Annotated in this window: 17 protein-coding genes; 9 read left to right on the plus strand and 8 right to left on the minus strand. The window is 37.3% G+C overall.

Annotation, left to right across the window (positions count from 1 at the left end):
- Positions 1–696 (plus strand): phosphoglycerate kinase (locus ACTBZY_RS14150; protein ID WP_463046990.1); only part of this gene is annotated, 696 nt, incomplete at its 5' end.
- Positions 697–909: 213 nt separating this feature from the next.
- Positions 910–1,443 (plus strand): hypothetical protein, encoded by a 534-nt coding sequence (locus ACTBZY_RS14155; protein WP_463046991.1) that lies wholly within the window; start codon positions 910–912, stop codon positions 1,441–1,443.
- 148 nt (positions 1,444–1,591) lie between these two features.
- Here the strand turns inward: ACTBZY_RS14155 and ACTBZY_RS14160 are convergent, their stop codons facing one another.
- The 3 genes from ACTBZY_RS14160 to ACTBZY_RS14170 are packed head-to-tail and all read right to left on the minus strand — an operon-like array spanning position 1,592 to position 2,675.
- The gene (locus ACTBZY_RS14160; RefSeq protein ID WP_463046992.1) at positions 1,592–1,723 is read right to left on the minus strand and encodes a hypothetical protein; all 132 of its coding nucleotides are present in this window, start codon (positions 1,721–1,723) and stop codon (positions 1,592–1,594) included.
- A gap of 18 nt (positions 1,724–1,741) precedes the next feature.
- Positions 1,742–1,972, minus strand: a complete 231-nt coding sequence (locus ACTBZY_RS14165; protein ID WP_463046993.1) for a transposase — start codon at positions 1,970–1,972, stop codon at positions 1,742–1,744.
- Positions 1,956–2,675 carry an IS1595 family transposase gene (locus tag ACTBZY_RS14170; RefSeq protein WP_463046994.1) on the minus strand — a complete coding sequence of 240 codons (720 nt, stop codon included), beginning with the start codon at positions 2,673–2,675 and terminating at the stop codon, positions 1,956–1,958. The genes ACTBZY_RS14165 and ACTBZY_RS14170 overlap by 17 nt, the downstream gene beginning before the upstream one ends.
- Before the next feature lie 442 nt (positions 2,676–3,117).
- On the opposite strand from ACTBZY_RS14170, the gene ACTBZY_RS14175 reads away from it, so the two are divergent.
- A complete protein-coding gene (locus ACTBZY_RS14175; protein WP_463046995.1) occupies positions 3,118–3,615 on the plus strand; it encodes a hypothetical protein in 498 nt (165 codons plus the stop codon).
- 512 nt (positions 3,616–4,127) lie between these two features.
- Here the strand turns inward: ACTBZY_RS14175 and ACTBZY_RS14180 are convergent.
- Positions 4,128–5,291, minus strand: a complete 1,164-nt coding sequence (locus ACTBZY_RS14180) for a DUF1624 domain-containing protein (RefSeq protein WP_463046996.1) — start codon at positions 5,289–5,291, stop codon at positions 4,128–4,130.
- Between the two features lie 217 nt (positions 5,292–5,508).
- On the opposite strand from ACTBZY_RS14180, the gene ACTBZY_RS14185 reads away from it, so the two are divergent.
- On the plus strand, positions 5,509–6,213 hold the full coding sequence (locus ACTBZY_RS14185; protein ID WP_463046997.1) for a DUF4386 domain-containing protein: 705 nt from the start codon (positions 5,509–5,511) through the stop codon (positions 6,211–6,213).
- 337 nt (positions 6,214–6,550) lie between these two features.
- Here the strand turns inward: ACTBZY_RS14185 and ACTBZY_RS14190 are convergent, their stop codons facing one another.
- The 3 genes from ACTBZY_RS14190 to ACTBZY_RS14200 are packed head-to-tail and all read right to left on the minus strand — an operon-like array spanning position 6,551 to position 8,550.
- Entirely contained in the window at positions 6,551–6,847 is a 297-nt protein-coding gene (locus ACTBZY_RS14190; RefSeq protein ID WP_463046998.1) for a hypothetical protein, read from the minus strand.
- A gap of 19 nt (positions 6,848–6,866) precedes the next feature.
- Positions 6,867–7,526 carry a DUF6702 family protein gene (locus ACTBZY_RS14195; RefSeq protein ID WP_463046999.1) on the minus strand — a complete coding sequence of 220 codons (660 nt, stop codon included), beginning with the start codon at positions 7,524–7,526 and terminating at the stop codon, positions 6,867–6,869.
- A 1-nt stretch (position 7,527) separates the two neighbouring features.
- Entirely contained in the window at positions 7,528–8,550 is a 1,023-nt protein-coding gene (locus ACTBZY_RS14200) for a YHYH protein (protein ID WP_463047000.1), read from the minus strand.
- A gap of 167 nt (positions 8,551–8,717) precedes the next feature.
- Here ACTBZY_RS14200 and ACTBZY_RS14205 point away from each other — a divergent pair, with 167 nt between their 5' ends.
- The 4 genes from ACTBZY_RS14205 to ACTBZY_RS14220 all read left to right on the plus strand — a co-directional run bounded on the left by ACTBZY_RS14205 (position 8,718) and on the right by ACTBZY_RS14220 (position 14,922).
- Complete coding sequence (locus ACTBZY_RS14205; protein ID WP_463047001.1) at positions 8,718–9,605, plus strand: dienelactone hydrolase family protein; 888 nt, start codon at positions 8,718–8,720, stop codon at positions 9,603–9,605.
- A gap of 299 nt (positions 9,606–9,904) precedes the next feature.
- The gene (locus tag ACTBZY_RS14210; protein WP_463047002.1) at positions 9,905–10,498 is read left to right on the plus strand and encodes a Crp/Fnr family transcriptional regulator; all 594 of its coding nucleotides are present in this window, start codon (positions 9,905–9,907) and stop codon (positions 10,496–10,498) included.
- Positions 10,499–10,546: 48 nt separating this feature from the next.
- Entirely contained in the window at positions 10,547–11,344 is a 798-nt protein-coding gene (locus tag ACTBZY_RS14215; RefSeq protein ID WP_463047003.1) for a DUF2306 domain-containing protein, read from the plus strand.
- A 152-nt stretch (positions 11,345–11,496) separates the two neighbouring features.
- A complete protein-coding gene (locus tag ACTBZY_RS14220; RefSeq protein WP_463047004.1) occupies positions 11,497–14,922 on the plus strand; it encodes a ThuA domain-containing protein in 3,426 nt (1,141 codons plus the stop codon).
- Positions 14,923–15,000: 78 nt separating this feature from the next.
- On the opposite strand, the gene ACTBZY_RS14225 is transcribed toward ACTBZY_RS14220, so the two are convergent.
- Complete coding sequence (locus tag ACTBZY_RS14225; RefSeq protein ID WP_463047005.1) at positions 15,001–16,002, minus strand: YCF48-related protein; 1,002 nt, start codon at positions 16,000–16,002, stop codon at positions 15,001–15,003.
- A gap of 123 nt (positions 16,003–16,125) precedes the next feature.
- Between ACTBZY_RS14225 and ACTBZY_RS14230 the strand changes: the two genes are divergently transcribed.
- Positions 16,126–17,499: a hypothetical protein gene (locus ACTBZY_RS14230; RefSeq protein ID WP_463047006.1), complete on the plus strand. Its 1,374-nt coding sequence runs from the start codon at positions 16,126–16,128 to the stop codon at positions 17,497–17,499.
- Positions 17,500–17,505: the final 6 nt, after the last annotated feature.

A 17,505-nucleotide genomic window follows, 5' to 3' on the forward strand; every position in this document is an offset into this window, starting at 1 on the left:
TGTGCTCTTCCGATCTTGATGCAAGCGGAGATTGAAAACGCACAGCGTATTTTAGAAAAAGCAGAAAGACCTTTCACGGCAATTATGGGCGGTGCAAAAATTTCTGATAAGATTTTGATCATCGAAAAGTTGCTAGATAAGGTTGATAACTTAATCATTGGTGGAGGTATGACTTATACTTTCACGAAAGCCAGAGGTGGTAAAATAGGAAACTCTCTTTTGGAAGCAGACAAGCAAGAGTTGGCTTTATCTATCTTAGAAAAAGCGAAAGAGAAAGGTGTTAATATCATCATGCCATTAGATAATTTAATAGCGGATAGTTTTAGTAATGACGCCAAAACCCAAGTGGTCAACAGAGGTGAAATTCCTGACGGCTGGGAAGGTTTAGATATCGGACCTGAATCTGCTAAGTTATTTGCTGAAACCATCAAAACATCAAAAACTGTTCTTTGGAATGGTCCTATGGGTGTTTTCGAATTTCCTAACTTTGCCCATGGAACAAATGCAGTTGCGAATGCTGTGGTTCAGGCTACAGAAGAAAACAATGCATTCTCATTGATAGGCGGTGGAGATTCTGCCGCTGCTATTAATAATGCAGGTATGGGTGAGCGTGTATCTTATGTCTCTACAGGTGGTGGAGCTTTATTAGAATATATGGAAGGCAAAGTATTGCCAGGTGTAGCGGCTCTTAGTTAAGACTAAGTTCTCTGCTTTATAACATTTGAAAGTCGACTCAGAAATGAGTCGACTTTTTTATTATATGGTGATGAATTAATCAAACGGTTTGTTAATGTCCTTGTTGTTAGCTAGTTAATTTGATTTTAGTTTTTAATGGAAAGATGTTTGGTCGGTTCCATATTGGGAATAAAACATTAACTTAAGTACAGAATAAATCAAAATAGCTAAATAATGAAAAATAAAATTTACGCTACCTTAATACTTTCTTTCCTTATTTTATCACTGCATGCTCAGACCTCTGATCCTATTCTAGGTGTTTGGGAAAGAACAGATGGGTTTAGTCTTGAATATAGGGAATCAAGTAATGGAACCTTGGAAGGTTTCATAATTGAACTTGGTCCTTTAAAACCATATGGTTATTATGTAGGGGAAAAAGTTGTTGTCTTAAATAAAGTAGCTTTCAATTCATATGTTGGACAAACTAAGAAGCGATGGACAACAGGAGAGTCTGAATGGATTGATAGAAACATGACTTTAGAAAACGATGTTTTAATTCAAAAAGAAGGCAGTAAAGTAATTAGCATGTATAAAAGAAAATTTAAAGCAAGTAAAGCCTGCCCGAACTTCTTAGGCATTGGGAAACTGGCGGGCATGTTAGAAATGGGGGCTGTAAATAACTATGATGATAATTGGATGGTTAGTACTATAGATTATGCAACTATATACGAGTTGGGACAGGAAGATAAAATAGGGTTTCGCTTATGAATCTAAGCTTATTTTTTGAAGTTGCAAATTATTAGTGTCGATACACTTAGGTAAGATTAATACCAATTCACACTTCCGGTTTCAAGGAACTGTCTACAATTGCTAATTCCTTCGGTTAGGCTCTAGCAAACGGTCAATACCGATGTAGTTATTTCTTTTCGTCTTTATCGTCCTCTTTCTTTTCAGAAACAGACGCTTTTAATACATCATCCAAGCTTCCTAATATAGAGAGCTTTTCTTCGTACTTATCAGACCTTTTTTTCTTTTCTGTTTTAGCCATAAGCAAAGATACAAAATATTAAACTGCTGTTAAATTGTTGTAGCCTAAAACACTCTCACTATCATTCAAGAACTTCTCAAATTTACTTTGGTTGCTTAAGTCTCTAGTATTAAAACTTCCTGCATACTCGTCTAAATATCTTTCTAGGTGTTTGTCACTTACTTGATGATAAATACTATAGATACCTCTTTTTAAAGTACTCCAAAAGTTTTCAATAGTGTTAGTGTGAACATCACCTGCTACATACAAACCTATTGAGTGTAACGGTCTTATGTCCGTACCTCTTACCAATTTTACTGTAAACCTTAGCTTCGTCAGTATAGATTTTAGAACCTTTAGGAACGTGCTTTTCTATAAATGCCACCATATTGCTTTTAGTAGCATTAGGAATATGCTTAAGAACAACTTTACCATTTCTTTCTATAATGCTTACTACAGCCTGTTTTGCTTTATATGGTGTACCATCATTTTTAAGGTGAGGGTTTTCGTTAGAACGTCTTTTAGCATGATGCTTATTGTCTTCTTTACCTCCGATGTAAGCTTCGTCAGCTTCTACCATATCGTTCTCACCTAACATTCTTGGTGATTTATCTTTCAGCATCTCTCTAATACGGTGCAATACATACCATGCAGTCTTTTGAGTAATATCTAATTGCACAGCTAATTGCACAGAACTAAGACCTTTCTTACTAGTAGTACATAGAAATATAGTTGCAAACCAAGTTCTAAAAGGGATTTTAGAGTTTTCGAAGATTGTACCAGTCTTTACCGTAAACTTCTTGTAACACTCTTTATTAGCACATTTATGACCTCTATTAGTCTTGTATGTCTTTTCGTGTCCACAATGAGGACAAACAGGCTTTCCGTTCCAACGAATATTCTCATAATACTCGATGCAAGTTGCTTCGTCTTTGAAGTAGTCTAGTAATTGTATAAGTGATTTGAAGTTCATATCTGTTTCGTTTTCTTATACAAACATACAATAATATTTTATATTAGGCAGGTGTTGGGACAAATATATCTATTAATCCATTTGCCATGATTATTAGCAATAAAAAATGGTGTGCTAGATATAAGGGGAAATAACGATTATTGGGTACAAGGAGGGGTTTTATTTAATCCTTTAATATATCCATTATACCCCCCCTTTTTTTTCTTTATCTTTTTAGTTGTTTATTTAGAAAAGATTCAAGTATATTTGTGGTGTAGTATAAAATAAAAAAAAGACCCTCCGTCGCAAACAGAAAAGGTCTAATTTTTGAAACATTTGTGGGCTTGTCAGATTTGAGAATAACTGGATTCCTACCTAGATAATCGAGGGTTTGATTCCCTCCAAGTCCATTTTTTTGTACTACAAATGTAATTAATGTTAGAAACATAAACAATTTATTGATATGAAAAATCAACATTTGGAGTATTTAATAGAGAAAGAGGCTGCATTAGAGAATGAATTAAAGGTTGTTAAGCATTGGATATTTGAAGAACACTCAAAGATGGGGTCAATTCAAGAGGTTAAGGATTCAATTGCACCAATTATTACAGAAAGCCAAGAAAATAATTCTCTTGAATATAATAAAATGACTTGGAACGAAAAGTTCCTTAATATCTTAAAGGAAAACCAAAGGTTTATGAAGGTGCGAGGAATCGCCGAAGTGTTGGTGACTAAGTTAGGTGGCGACGAAAGCGAAATTACAACTCAACTCTCACGACGCACTAAAAAACTAAAAGATTTAGGTAAGATAACTAAATTTAAAGCTTCACCATCTAATCTTGACGTTTACTGGGGTAGTCCAAATTGGCTTGAAGAAAGTGGCGAAATCAAAAAAGGGTATGAATATAAAGAAGATACGATAGCCAATAATAGAGGCTCATTGCATTCTTTTGATTTGTAACCCTTTTATAAAAAAGCACCTTATTATAGGTGCTTTAAGATATCCGGAAGAGGGATGAAAAAGTCTTAGACCGTCAAATTAATAACGGTTGAAAGTTAAATTAGGTCTGAAGTCATTTCTCAGAAACCTAAACAAACCAAAAGGCTTTTTCTGTACAAAGTCCAGTTACAGCTGGCCAAATTAGGTCGATATACATCATAGTATGTCGGCCTTTTTGCATTGCAAAGATACGAAATGTGTTTGAATTTGCAAATTTATAAATCACTATGGGTCAATTAGTTGTGTCGGCTTGCCTTGTCCCAACTCGTATATAGTTGCCATAGATTATGCCTTAGACCATGTGCGTGCTTCTGGTTGTTTAAATGATTCGTTTTTATTGGGACTTCGCAGTCGTGTACTGAATACAAGTGAAAATTGGCGACTTGCCGATGAGATACACAATTATTCATTAGCCTTAGATAAGGAGGTGCTTACTTGTTTTTAGCTTTAGGTATTAGAAGTGATATTTATTTCTACAGATAAGTTAGCCACCATTTGTCTCTATTGTTTCGCTTGTAATTATCATACCATTTGCATAGTGGGTATAGACCTATGATTAGCAAAATCCAAATGCCATAAACAACCCAGAGGTTAAAGCCAAAACCTTTAAGCTGTGGCTCTTCTGTCACCCAAACACTTATAATCATGTCTGAAGCTTTAAAGCCGCTTAAAGCAGCCGCTATGGCCGCAAAGAAGTGTATGGTATAGATATGAATGATATAAAAGAACATGGGTACTCGGCCTATAATAACAAGTTTCTCAGAGTTCCATTTCTCAGCAAAAGCCAGAAAGATGATGGATGGTCCTAAGGTGATCAATAAATAGAGTAGGGAAGGCGGATACTTGGTCACATTAAAAAAGGACATGAGACTCTGTCCAAATGTTTCATAAGCCATCCAAACTTCTGGGTCACCATAAATATTAATAAAACGCAGGATGAAAAACAGTAAGGTTATAGAAATACCTAATTGTAATAGTTTTTTTGTTCTGATTTCAGATGTCACTTTTGGGAGGTAAAGTTCACCAAAATAATAGCCAAGTGGCATAACAAATATCCAAGGTATCAATGGATATACGGAATAAATTTCAAAGGGGCCGAAATTATTCATGCTATAAACATGAAGTATATCCCAGATGAAACTTAGCTGTCGACTAGCGGGCTGAAATGTGTCATAGTAATTATGTCCAAAAACGGCAAGAAGACAAAGGGCAATCATAAGCTTCTTTGGAATATGGATAAAGCCAGCCAAGAAAATCATGGAAACACCTAATATCCAAATGACCATGAGCAAGATCATGCTAAAGTCTAATTTGAACATCCATGCTAATTTTATAATAATAAGCTCTACGAAAATTAGCCAAATACCTCTTTTCAAAAGCCAAGTAGAAAGCTCTTTTTTGTTTCGACGCTGTCCTACAAAGAAAGCCGAAGTACCTGCTAGGAAGATAAAAACAGGGGCACAAAAATGTGTAATAAACCGAGTGCCAAAAAGAGCAAGGTTGGTTTGAGAAATATCTGTTGGTTCAAAGAAAAAAGCATCATAATGAAAGTAGTCTCGCACATGGTCTAAAGCCATGATGACCATAACTAGTCCTCTTAAAAGGTCTATTGATTTAATCCTTTTGCTGTTTTTCATGGTTAATTAGGCTAGGGTTGGCAATGTTCCTTTTAGGAAAATCAGTCTAAAGTAAAGAAACTGGCGTTGGAGAACTTTTGTAAGGGCTTATAAAAGGTGTTGTTTTTATTAAACGGTTATTTCACCCGCTTGTCTTTTATTGGTTTTACGTAGCGTTTACAAAGACGCAACCTCCACCTGATTACTAGCATCTTGTGATGAAACAAACCTTTATTTTATGATTTTGACGCTTACCCAAAATCGGCTTGCTAGACTTGCTGGTCTTACTTATTTAGGACTTATTATTACAGGTGTTTTCAGTTTAATGTATATCCCTAATCAATTAATAGACTGGGATAATGCTGCAAAAACAATGGAAAACATAAAAGGAAATTTGGTGCTTTTTAAACTCAGTATAGTTTCTGGTTTGTTGATGGCTTTGAGTTTTTTGATGCTGGCAATCGTATTGTATAAGCTCTTTGTAAAAGTAAGTGCTACTTCGGCCGCTTTATTAGTGCTTTTTGTGGCTATAAGTGTATGCTTGTCGTTTTCAGATATGGTTCACCGCATGGATGTTTTGACGCTTTTAACAAAACCAGCATATTTAAATCAGCAAAATCTTCAAACGCAGATTATGCTCCATTTAGAATCTTATAGAAACGGAATTCATGTTAATTCTGTCTTCTGGGGCTTATGGCTTTTTCCTTTTGGTTATTTGGTTTTTAAATCTGGATTCTTGCCCAAAGTTTTAGGTATATTCTTAATGTTAGGATGTTTTGGGTATCTGGTGGAGTTTGTAGGAAATTTGTTTATGGAAGATTATTATATAAGTCTTCTATCTGACATAGCGAATTTACCTTCACAAATTGGGGAGTTTGGAATATGTCTTTGGTTAGTTATAATGGGTTCTAATTCCTTTCGTTTATCAAGATCTAAACAGTGACTTTGAGTAGCCATTTTACATTATTTTGTTTTATGTTCTGACCTTTTGATGAAGGGATTATCTTTATATATTGAAATATATTTAATTTTGTTTAACAATAATTATCATCTTTGATGGAATTTTAAACTAAAAGATCATGGCTAAAAGTAAAGACGCACAAAAGAGCGTAAAAAAAGAAGCAACAAAAACTCCTAAAGAGAAGAAAGAGGAGAAGAGATTGAAAAAGCCTAAATACGATTAATCTCTAATAGTATACTAAAAGCCCAAGGTTTCTTTAAGATTCCTTGGGCTTTTCAATTTTAGATGACTTCTGGTAAACCGGATTAACTTCCTAAGGTTAATTTCTAGGAGGTCCTTGAGGTCTTCCTCCTCCAGACGTTGGTCGGTTGGGTTTAGGAGCTTTACTGAATTCTTCTTTTGAAATCAACCCATCATTATTAAGGTCTATTTTTGAGAATTCTTGACTTAAAGGTCCCTTTACTTCCGTTTTAGAAAGGTATCCATCTTTGTTAGCGTCCATTTGTGTGAACATCTGTTCCGATTGTTGATTCATTTCTGAACCCTTATTTTTCTGCGTGCTTTTGCAGGCTCCCAATGCGATTAGTGCAAGGAAGGCTATTTTTGATTTTGTCATTTTTCTAGTTTGTTTTTATTTATTGATGTTGAACAATGGCGACATTCCTTTTCTGATATAGCTTATAACCGACTAAAGTCATTAATGCGATTGCAAAACCTATGCTAAGGAATTTCCATATTTTAGGAATACCCATTTCGGTATCTGTCACTATTATCCATTTATTAGATTCGTTGGTCAATTCTAAAGTATGTTCATTGCCGTTATTTAATAAGAATTGCTTTTTCTCAAAACCATTCTTTAATATCATTAAGGCTCCCTGATGGTGATGAATGTCTTTAAAAGAACTGTTTTTAACAGTTATAGAATGAAGCTCTGCGGGCATTTCTGCCACCTTAAAAAGGATTTGAGTTTCATGTCCTATCTTAATCATGTCTGCGTATAGCTTTAAGGTGTTAGTACCATTGGCAGTGAGCTTTAGATTGTTTCTAACATGCTCTAAAGCTAGTTTTTCAAACTCCTCTTTTGTTTTATAGGCGTTTTCTCCAAAGGTTTTTTTTACCTCGTATTCCAGAGCAGAAGCAGAGGAAGTAACTCTTAAAATCCACTCGTTATTTTCGTTTTCTACCAACATAGTAGCAGAAACATCAGGTTGGTGAGCCCATGTCAGCATTGGTATTGAGATAAATAACCAAATGAGCATCTTTCTGAAGGTATTTTTTGTTTGTTGAAACTTCATGTTAATTGGCGTAAGCACCTTTTAGGCAGTTGAAGAAATTGTTTGTTCCAGGAGAAGAAACATGGTAATGGTAACCTCTTGTGCTATCGGTATGTCCACGGCATTCGTCTAGGTCGGCTGGTTCTAAACCATCTTCGTTTAATTGTTCATAAATACCATGACCGTCCATTGCGTAACCTATCATGGCTGCATGGCCATCGGGCTGATTAAACTTGGTGGTTTTACCTGTAGAGGTATGGTAGTGATATCCTGCATTTAGGTTTATATGTCCGCCGGCATCATCAAAAGGAGCAAGCGTATAAGCACCTAGAATAGCGTCTGTAGGAGCAGGAGCATCAAATGGAATACCATTAAATGCAACGCCACGTGCTGCTAAACCACCACCTACTTCTCCACCCGGAGGAGGTCCGCCTACGCCATCTGCTGGTGGGTCTCCTGCTGGAGCTCCTCCCGCGGGTGCTGCTCCTGCAGTCCCAAAAGAAGTCGACTGTGCCGTCATTACTGGAGTTTTAGGGATAAGGTAAGTCTGACTTACGTTAGAGATGTAAGACGGTAAACATTCTACACAGAAATTGGCGTATTCCGCACCTACATTTGGATTGGCGGCATTATTACAATCTTCCAAACTTGCTGTTTTATAAATTTTGCCATTGGCATCATACATTTTCCAAGTATTATCATTGTAGAAAGTCGCCATGTTTTTCACGAACTCCCCGTCAACGTCGTATAGGTTTCCACCTTCCAGCCAAATTCCACCTGCATCGGCATTGTCTGTTATATTGCTAGGGCACCATGGTCCCATTTCGTGGTCAGATGCCAAACCATTTGAAACTATTTGATAACACTGCGAACTAGAGCCGTCTGATAAAATGCAGTCTACAAGACTTACTGAAATGGCATCATTCAAAAATAAGGAGGCATCTACATCGTGTGTTGTTTCACTTGGATCCAAATCAGAATCTGTGGTTTTGCAGGATGTTGCCAATAACATTAGGGAGAATATGGCACTTATGAATATCTTCATATTTTTTTTTGTTGTTGTTGTTCTAGTTCTTGGATGAAAAGGCAAAAGAAAACTTGCTCTGTTTTGAGATATTTTATCATAAAAAAGAAAACAGAGCGGGATTTAAATGCCTATATATTGTCTTATTGCTTGGAAATCATTATCTTACTTATATAAATAAAAAAGCTATGAGTGAAATAAAAAAAGAAGATATCAAACAGGAGATTTTTGATCTTTATGATGATTACGCCCATAATCGTATAGACCGAAACGGTTTTATGAAACAATTAGCTACCTATGCGGTGGGTTCTGTCACGGTGGCCTCTCTAATGAGTTTTTTGATGCCAGACTATAAAGGGCAAATTCAAGTTTTAAAAGATGACCCAAGAATAAAATCAGGATACATTACCTATAAATCGCCAAAAGGTGGAGGAGAGATAAAAGCATTATTATCTATGCCGTCAGATGCTAAAGGCGTTTTAGGTGGCGTAGTGGTGGTTCATGAAAATAGGGGTTTGAACCCTTATATAGAAGACGTAGGCCGAAAAGCAGCCTTGGCTGGTTTTGTGTCTATTGCACCAGATGCTTTAACACCATTGGGTGGATACCCTGGAACGGATGATGAAGGCAGAACAATGCAAAGTAAAAGGGATAAGAATGAGATGTTGGAAGATTTTATGGCTGCAGCTGATTTTCTTAAAGGACATGAATCCTGCAATGGAAAGGTAGGCGTAGTAGGATTCTGCTTTGGCGGTTGGGTGTCAAACATGATGGCAGTTAAATTACCTTATTTGGCAGCCAGTGTACCTTTTTATGGCGGGCAACCAGATGCAGAAGATGTGGCACAAATTAATGCACCGCTACTTCTTCACTATGGAGAGCTAGACACGAGGGTAAATGCGGGTTGGCCAGATTATGAAGTGGCCTTAAAAAAACATAGAAAAGGGTATAGTGCTTTTGTTTATCCAGGAGCCAATCATGGTTTTCATAATGATACCACCCCTAGGTTTGATAAACCACAGGCGGATTTAGCATGGAAAAGAACCGTAAATTTCTTTAAAGATAAACTGGCCTAGATAGAGTGGTAAGTCCAAAGCGGGTTTTAGAAAGCTGTGCATTGTTCAAATAAAGCAAAATGAAATGGCATTATCATTTACGATTCAACTTATGCCAATTTTCAGCCGCTCTTCGCTTTAGAATCATAATGATATTTAAGACAACCTTTTATCTATCAAAAACTCCACTGATATATTTGATAGAAATAGTTTCCTACAATTGACCCATTTTTATGGAGGTACTGTGTTAGGGAAATTTTTCTAACACATTTTGCTGGTAAGCGTATTGAGTCAAATATGTCTTAGTGTTAAATAATAATATGGAGCATTATTTTCAAACTTTTTTTAATTACATCGCTGTAATCCATGATTTACCAGATGCGGATAAGGCTAATATTCGGAAGTATTTTAAATACGTTAAAAAAACTAAAGGAAGTCTGGTAAGCAAAGCTGGTGAAATACCAACGTATCATAATTTTATAGTTTCAGGTTATTTGAGAAATTATCATGTGAATGATAAAGGAGAGGAAATTACGGTGGATCTGAATGATGGCCCACGTTTTTTTACATCTTATTTTCATTTTGCCAATCAAACCATCTCCAATGAAAACGTAGTATGTCTCACAGATAGTGAATTGCTTCAGATCACGCTTCCCGAAATTGGGATTTCAGCTGCCGAGTCGCTCACGCAACAAAGATATTCTGTGAAACTTTTTCACAAATTGTTAGCGGAAAAACAGGAGCAAGTCAATGACCTAGCAGTACTTTCTGCCGAAGAGCGGTACCTTAAGCTCATGAAAAATAGACCTAATATGATTCAAAATGTACCTCAAAAATACATTGCGTCTTATCTGGGCATCAAACCAGAAAGCTTAAGTAGAATTAGAAAGGAGATCGTAAATAACAAATGTTAAGGAGTTTTGCTTTTTCTGGGAATTAGCTTTGAGGAAAAGCTATTACAAATGAAAAAGAAAATAAATGCAGACAAGCTGCTAAACTACGCTGCCAGTTTTTGGTTTACCACTGCCGTTTTAGGTCATTGGATTTTTGCATACTACGTATTTTCATTTTACGGAATTTCTGGCTTCAAAGGCAATTTCGAAAAATGGAATGAAATAATGTCTGGCGGGCATAGGGTAGGAGAGCCCATGGGAAATATAGCCGTGGCCCTTCATGTGTTTTTTGTGGTTGTGGTTATGATAGGCGGCCCACTTCAAATACTCCCCAAAATGAGACAAGAAGCTCCTAAATTTCATCATTGGAATGGACGTATATATATTACTGCGGCTTATATATTAGCCTTTAGCGGCATTTATATGCTATGGACTAGGGGTTCTGTTGGAGACATCTGGCAGCATTTAGGTACCAGTAGCAATGCCCTCTTTATTGCCTTGGCCGCCACACTGACCATTAAATATGCAATGGCTCGTGAAATTAATAAACACCGTAAGTGGGCTCTTCGCTTATTTCTTTCCATGGCTGGCGTCTGGTTTTTTAGAATAGGCCTGATGCTTTCCTTTATGCTTTACCAAAAACCATTTTTTTTCAATGCTGAAACTTTTATAGGGCCATTTCTTTCATTCTTGGCCTTTGGTCAATATCTGATACCATTGGCAGTATTAGAATGGTATCTTTATGCTCAAGAAAAGGCAAAAACATCAGGAAAATATTTTATGGCTATAAGCCTGATTATACTCACCATTTTTACTGCATTAGGCATATTTTCAGCAGCTATGGGCATGTGGTTTCCTAGCGTTTAGCTTTCTTAGAGTGCTTTAAGTTATCTTTCTTTGAATGGTCGTGGAGTTTGGTCGTTACGCCGAATCTCAGTTTATTATGCGTAAATGAGTGTTAAACGTCCCGAATTTTATCCTTATTTTGGTCATACCTATTGAAGTAACCTATTGATAAAATGAAAAAACTTAAGCTTTTAGTACTCATTGTTTGTATTTCCTTTTCGAGTTTAGCCCAAAACCAACCCAGTGTATTAATTTTTTCTAAAACAGCTGGCTATAGGCATGGCAGTATTCCTTTTGGTAAAAAGGCCATTGAGGAACTAGGGCAGGAGAATGGATTTAAGGCAGACTATACCGAAGATTCTGAGTTTTTTAATGACGCCAATCTTAGTAAGTATGCCGCCGTAATTTTCAATTCTACCACAGGAGATGTTCTAAATAATACACAGCAAGCCGCTTTTGAAAGATATATACAGGCAGGTGGAGGTTATGTGGGTATTCATTCTGCCGCAGATACCGAATATGGCTGGCCATGGTATGGGGAGTTGGCAGGAGCATATTTTTCTAGCCATCCAAACAATTCTAACATCAGAGAAGCCACTGTAAATGTGGTGGATAAATCGCATCCTTCTTCGCAGCATTTACCTGACAAATGGGTACGGACAGACGAGTGGTACAGTTATAAAAACATCTATCATGATCTTAAAGTATTGGCATTTTTAGACGAACATACTTATACTGGAGGTACCAATGGTGCTAATCACCCAATTGCGTGGTATCATGAATATGATGGTGGAAGAGCTTTTTTTACTGGAGGAGGTCATGTAGAGACATCTTTCGAAGAGCCCGCTTTTAGAAAACACTTACTGGAAGGAATAAAGTACGCAATGGGAAAGAATGTGAAGCTAGATTATAAAAAGTCCTACGCAAAGACCATCCCAGAAGAAAATAGATTTGAAAAGACGGTATTAGTGAATGACCTTAACAACCCTATGGAATTGGCCGTTTCGCCGGATGGCAAGGTGTATTTTACGGAGTTAGCAGGTAATTTTTCTGTTTATAACACGCATACTGAAGCGTATAAATTGATTCACCGTTTTCCGTTAACCTTAAAGGGAGGTACAGGTTTAATGGGCATTACCCTAGACCCAAACTTTATAGATAATCGTTGGGTTTATTTATATTATTCGCCGCCAATTGAGGGTGAGCCAATCGACTTTAATTTATCGCGTTTTACGCTTACGCACAATGACGAATTGGACTTGGCTTCAGAAAAGATATTTTTAAAAGTACCTGTACAAATCAATAGTGGAGCACACCATGGTGGCTCTTTGGCTTTTGACTCTAAAGGCGTTTTAGTGCTCTCTACAGGCGACGGAACCACGCCTTTCCCATCGGATGGTTACTCGCCTTTAGATGAACGCTCAGATCCGGAAAGTTACTCAAAAGATGCACAACGTGGAACATCAAATACCAATGATTTGAAGGGTAAAATACTTCGAATTATACCACACGCCGATGGTAGTTACAGTATTCCACCTAATAATCTTTTTCCTGTTGGCACTGCCAAGACTAAGCCTGAAATCTATGCCATGGGCGTTAGAAACCCATATAGGTTGGCGGTAAATCCAAAAACCAACACGGTTTATTGGGGCGAAATTGGTCCAGATGCTGGAAAAGATTCTGATAGAGGACCAAAAGGATATGATGAGTTTAACCAGGCCAAGGAAGCTGGTTTTTTTGGTTGGCCTTATTTCATTGCCAACGACATCCCTTATGCCGATTGGGATTTTGAAACTGAAAAGCCAAGGGGGAAATATGACATTAACAATCCTGAAAACAATTCGCCGAATAACACAGGATTGATAAAGTTGCCAAAGCCAAAGCCAGCCATGATTTATTACCCTTACGGTCTGTCTGATAAATTTCCAGAGCTAGGCATAGGTGGAAGAAGTGCCATGGCCGGAGAGTTTTATACTTATGATACTAGCGTAGAAAACCCAAATAAAATACCTGAATATTATGATGGAGGTTTGTTTGTTTTTGAATGGATGCGTAACTGGATGCGTGTCATAAGATTTGATAAAAATGAGGATTATCTAAGAAGTGAAGCCTTTATGCCTACTGTGGGCGATTTTAGAAGGCCTATTGACTTGGCTTTTGGTAAAGATGGAATGATGTACGTATTAGAGTACGGGTCTGTTTATGGAGCAGATAATAAGGATGCCAGATTAGTTAAAATTGAATATAATGCTGGCAACAGAAAACCGGATCTTGCTGCTCAAATTTTGGATTCTGTTGGACTTGCTAAGGAAAACTTACAAGTTTTTCTTACTTCTGAAAAACGTCAGTTACCTATTAGAAAAAGTTTGGCAGGAAAGGCACCACTCCGTGTGAATATGATGGGCAGGGCCTCAGATAAAGACTTTGGCGATAAGCAAAGCTATAGTTGGTTTATTAATGGCCAGAAGGTGGACCATTCTGCCACCATTTTTAATAAAACCTTCGAAAATCCTGGAGAATATGAAATAGTGATGAAAGCCACAGACCAAGGTGGCTTATGGGATACGGATACGCTTCATGTTTCTGTAGGTAACGAACCACCAATAGTGGAAATAGCAAGTAGTCAAAATCGCTCTTTTTTCTGGGACGATTCCAATTTTGATTATCAAGTGAAAATTTCGGATAAGGATGGGAAAAGTGTAAAAATGAAAAACATAAAAACGGTGTATAATTACAGCCCAACACCGAAAGCACCCACACCCGATATTTCTGGTGGTGCTCAGATAAAAACCAACTTAAGTCCAGGTTCTGTTGGGAGAACATTGATAGAAGGCAGCGACTGCAAAGCATGTCATACCATTTCTGAGGTATCTGTAGGCCCGTCATTTGCTGCTATTTCTGCTAGGTATAAAGACGATAGAAGGGCTGTGGGGAAATTAGCCACCAAAATAATAGAAGGTGGAGGAGGAAACTGGGGAGAAACGCATGTGATGAGTGCTCACCCGCAAATTTCAGAACAAGATGCTCGTGAAATGGTGAGTTATATCTTTTCACTTTCAGATCCTAATTTAGAATTTAAGTCCGTTACAGATTCGGGTTCTTTGCCGCTGCTGGCTCATAAAGATTATGATACCAAAGGTTTTTACACTGTAAAAGCGGAATATACAGACAAAGGCTTCAAAAAGGCCGCACCACAAAAAGGTACCGACGAACTAAATTTAAGATATAATGAACTAAGGGCAATGGATGCAGACATGCACCCAGGTTTTGTTTTTGACTGGGGAATGTTACAAACAGGAGGTTATAAGTCCTATTTAGTTTTTAAAAATATTGACCTTACCAATATCAAAAGCATTGGTGTAGAGTATGGCTCTAAGGAGCTTTCAGGGGCTATTGAGGTAAGGAAAAACTCGGTAGGAGGGGCGATTATTGGTGTTATACCTTTTGAATCTACGGGCGATTTCGGTAAAATGCAATGGGCAGATGCAAAAATGGAAAATGTGGATGAGGAGTTTCAAAACCTCTATTTCGTGGTATATAGGAAAGAAGAACCTTTTGAGGATGTGGTGAGACTTAAGTCTGTCAGGTTTAATAAATAGATTTAATTCGACCGCAAGGGTAAGATAATGCATGATCATGATTAAGTGCGGGTTCTTGTCTTTGCCGCTCTCCCAGCTTTAAGGCATTTTCATTTTGCCAAAGTGCCCTTGAGCACCAATGGCATAGCATTTTTTACCTGAACACTGAACCACATGGAAAGAGGTATTATCTAAGGCCTGCCAAGATGACTTTCCAGCATCTACAGACAAGCTACTGCCAGAGGTGCCTACAACCAAAATATGACTTTTGAAATAGGCAGCAGATTCCTTTAAACCTTCTGGTTTAATTTGTGAAGTTTTCCAGGTGTTTCCGCCATCGGTAGTTCTGCTAAAGTTGACTTGCTCAGATTGATCATCTTTATAATCGCCACCCAATATTACTCCATCATTTTCAGACCAAAAGTTTAAACCGAAAATACCACTTGTGGGTCCACTAGGGAATTTGGAGTCTAGAATTTCCCATGAGTTTCCACCATCTGCGGTATGTAAGATTCTACTTTGTAATGCATACCAGGCATGGGAGCCGAATGTTACTAAGCAGCTATTGCTGGCTGCGAAAGAAGCTTCACCATCCTTTAATTTAGGAATTTGGGAGGGAGGTATTCGCTGCCATGTATTTCCTGCATCTTTAGTTTCTAGAATGTACGCCTCATTATTTATGGGGTCGCCTATAACCAAGCCATGTGATTTATCGAAGAAAGCGATGCCGTCTAAAAAGACGCCTTTTTTGTTGGTTTCAAAAACCATCTGCCAGCTTTTTCCGCCATCCGATGTTTTAAAGATTTTGGCTTGTCCTTCTTCAGCTAAGCCAGCACTGACAATCAAGGCTGTTTGCTTGTCAAAGGCTTTAATCCCTCTAAAGTCTAATGTAGTTTCTGGTTGAACTTTGATGTTTTGCCAAGTTTTACCACTATTTAAGCTTTTAAGCACGGTGTTTTGAGAACCTCCCGCCCATATGACTCTTTTATTGACGACATTCATTGACCTGAAAGAGGCATCTGTTCCTGTTTCTAGTATTTGCCATTGACCGAAGGTTATTAAAGGTAATACTACCCAAAAAAAGCTGAGTATTTGTTTCATGGCAAAACCAGATTATAGTTATAAGAGATTAAAAACTTTGGTAATAAAACGATAAAGAAAAGAGGCTGCAAGAATAATCTATTTAAAGCAATGGATTTTTGATGCTTTCACTAATTTTGCCGTATGCGATTTCTGCCTCTGTGCTTACTCCTATTATGCTCCATATCTGGTTTCTCTCAAAAAGGACAGGAGATAGATATAATTACGTCTGCCAAGGTTATGAAATTAGGAGATGTCTTTAACATAAAAGTTTACATAAGGGGTAATCCAAACTCTAATGTAAAGGAATTTCCAAAAATAGAGGGCTTTCAAAAGGAAGGGCGGTCTGTATCTCACGCCAATGTCAAGATTGGCAATAAAACGGTTCTTCAGCACATTGTTACCCAAAATTATAAAGCCATAAACTGGGGCTCTTTTGATTTGCCTGAGTTTGAGTTTGTGATTAATGGAGAAGAAAGGGTAATGCAGGCAGGTGAACTGACGGTAAGCAATTCTGAAAACCCTGAAGAAAGAGAATTTACAGATACACTTAGTAATGAAGATGCACTACTTTTTTTGTTTGTTGACAAAAAGGATATTGTGGTGGGCGAAAGCATAAGAATGAATTTGGCATTTTATGTATCCGAGGATAACACGGCATCATGGGAGTTTCCTAAGAACCTCGCATATCAGATAGAACAGATATCTAACAGGTTAAAACCTGAAAACTGCCTAGAAAGTAAAAGAGAGATAAGCAATATAGAGCCTGAAAAATCTGTAATTAATGGCAAAAACTATATTAAGTATAAGTTTTTTGAAAGTATTTATTATCCCCTAAGCCAGAAAAACATCAATCTACCTTCTGTAAGGCTAGACATGGATAAGTTAAATATTGGTAAAGATAGCAGTAGGTCTGTGGAGGTGAGGGCCTTTTATTCCCGTCCATACAGCATAGACGTAAGTGCATTACCAGAGCATCAAATGAAGAATAGGGCTGCCGTAGGAAACTTTAAACTGACGGAAGTAACAAAGTTAGGATCTGCCAAAACGGGTAAGGTCATTAACTATTCTATAGATATTAGCGGTAGAGGGAATTTTAAGACAATGGTTTTTGATAAACCTGATAACGATCCTTCTTTCGACTTTTACCCACCACAGTCCACTTTAAATCAAATGGAAGGATATGAAACGGGTAGTAAGACTTTTACGTTTAAGGTTTTTCCGAAGGATTCTGGTGTTTACGACTTTGGAAATTATTTTAAATGGATATTTTATAATACCGCCACAGAAAGTTATGATACTTTAAGAGCGGAGCAGAAACTATCTGTAAGCGGTCCTAGAATAGAAACTTATTCGGGAAACTCTAAGGAGGTTTATGACGACATAGAGAATTTGAGCATTTCTGAACCAGAAGTGAATTATAGAAAAATTATAAAAATAGTAGTGAATTTGCTGCTTTTTTTGATGTTGGTAGGAATGCTCTTTATTTTTGATTTTAGAAGAAAGCGAAGACAATAACAAACC

Source organism: Arcticibacterium sp., assembly GCF_055134445.1.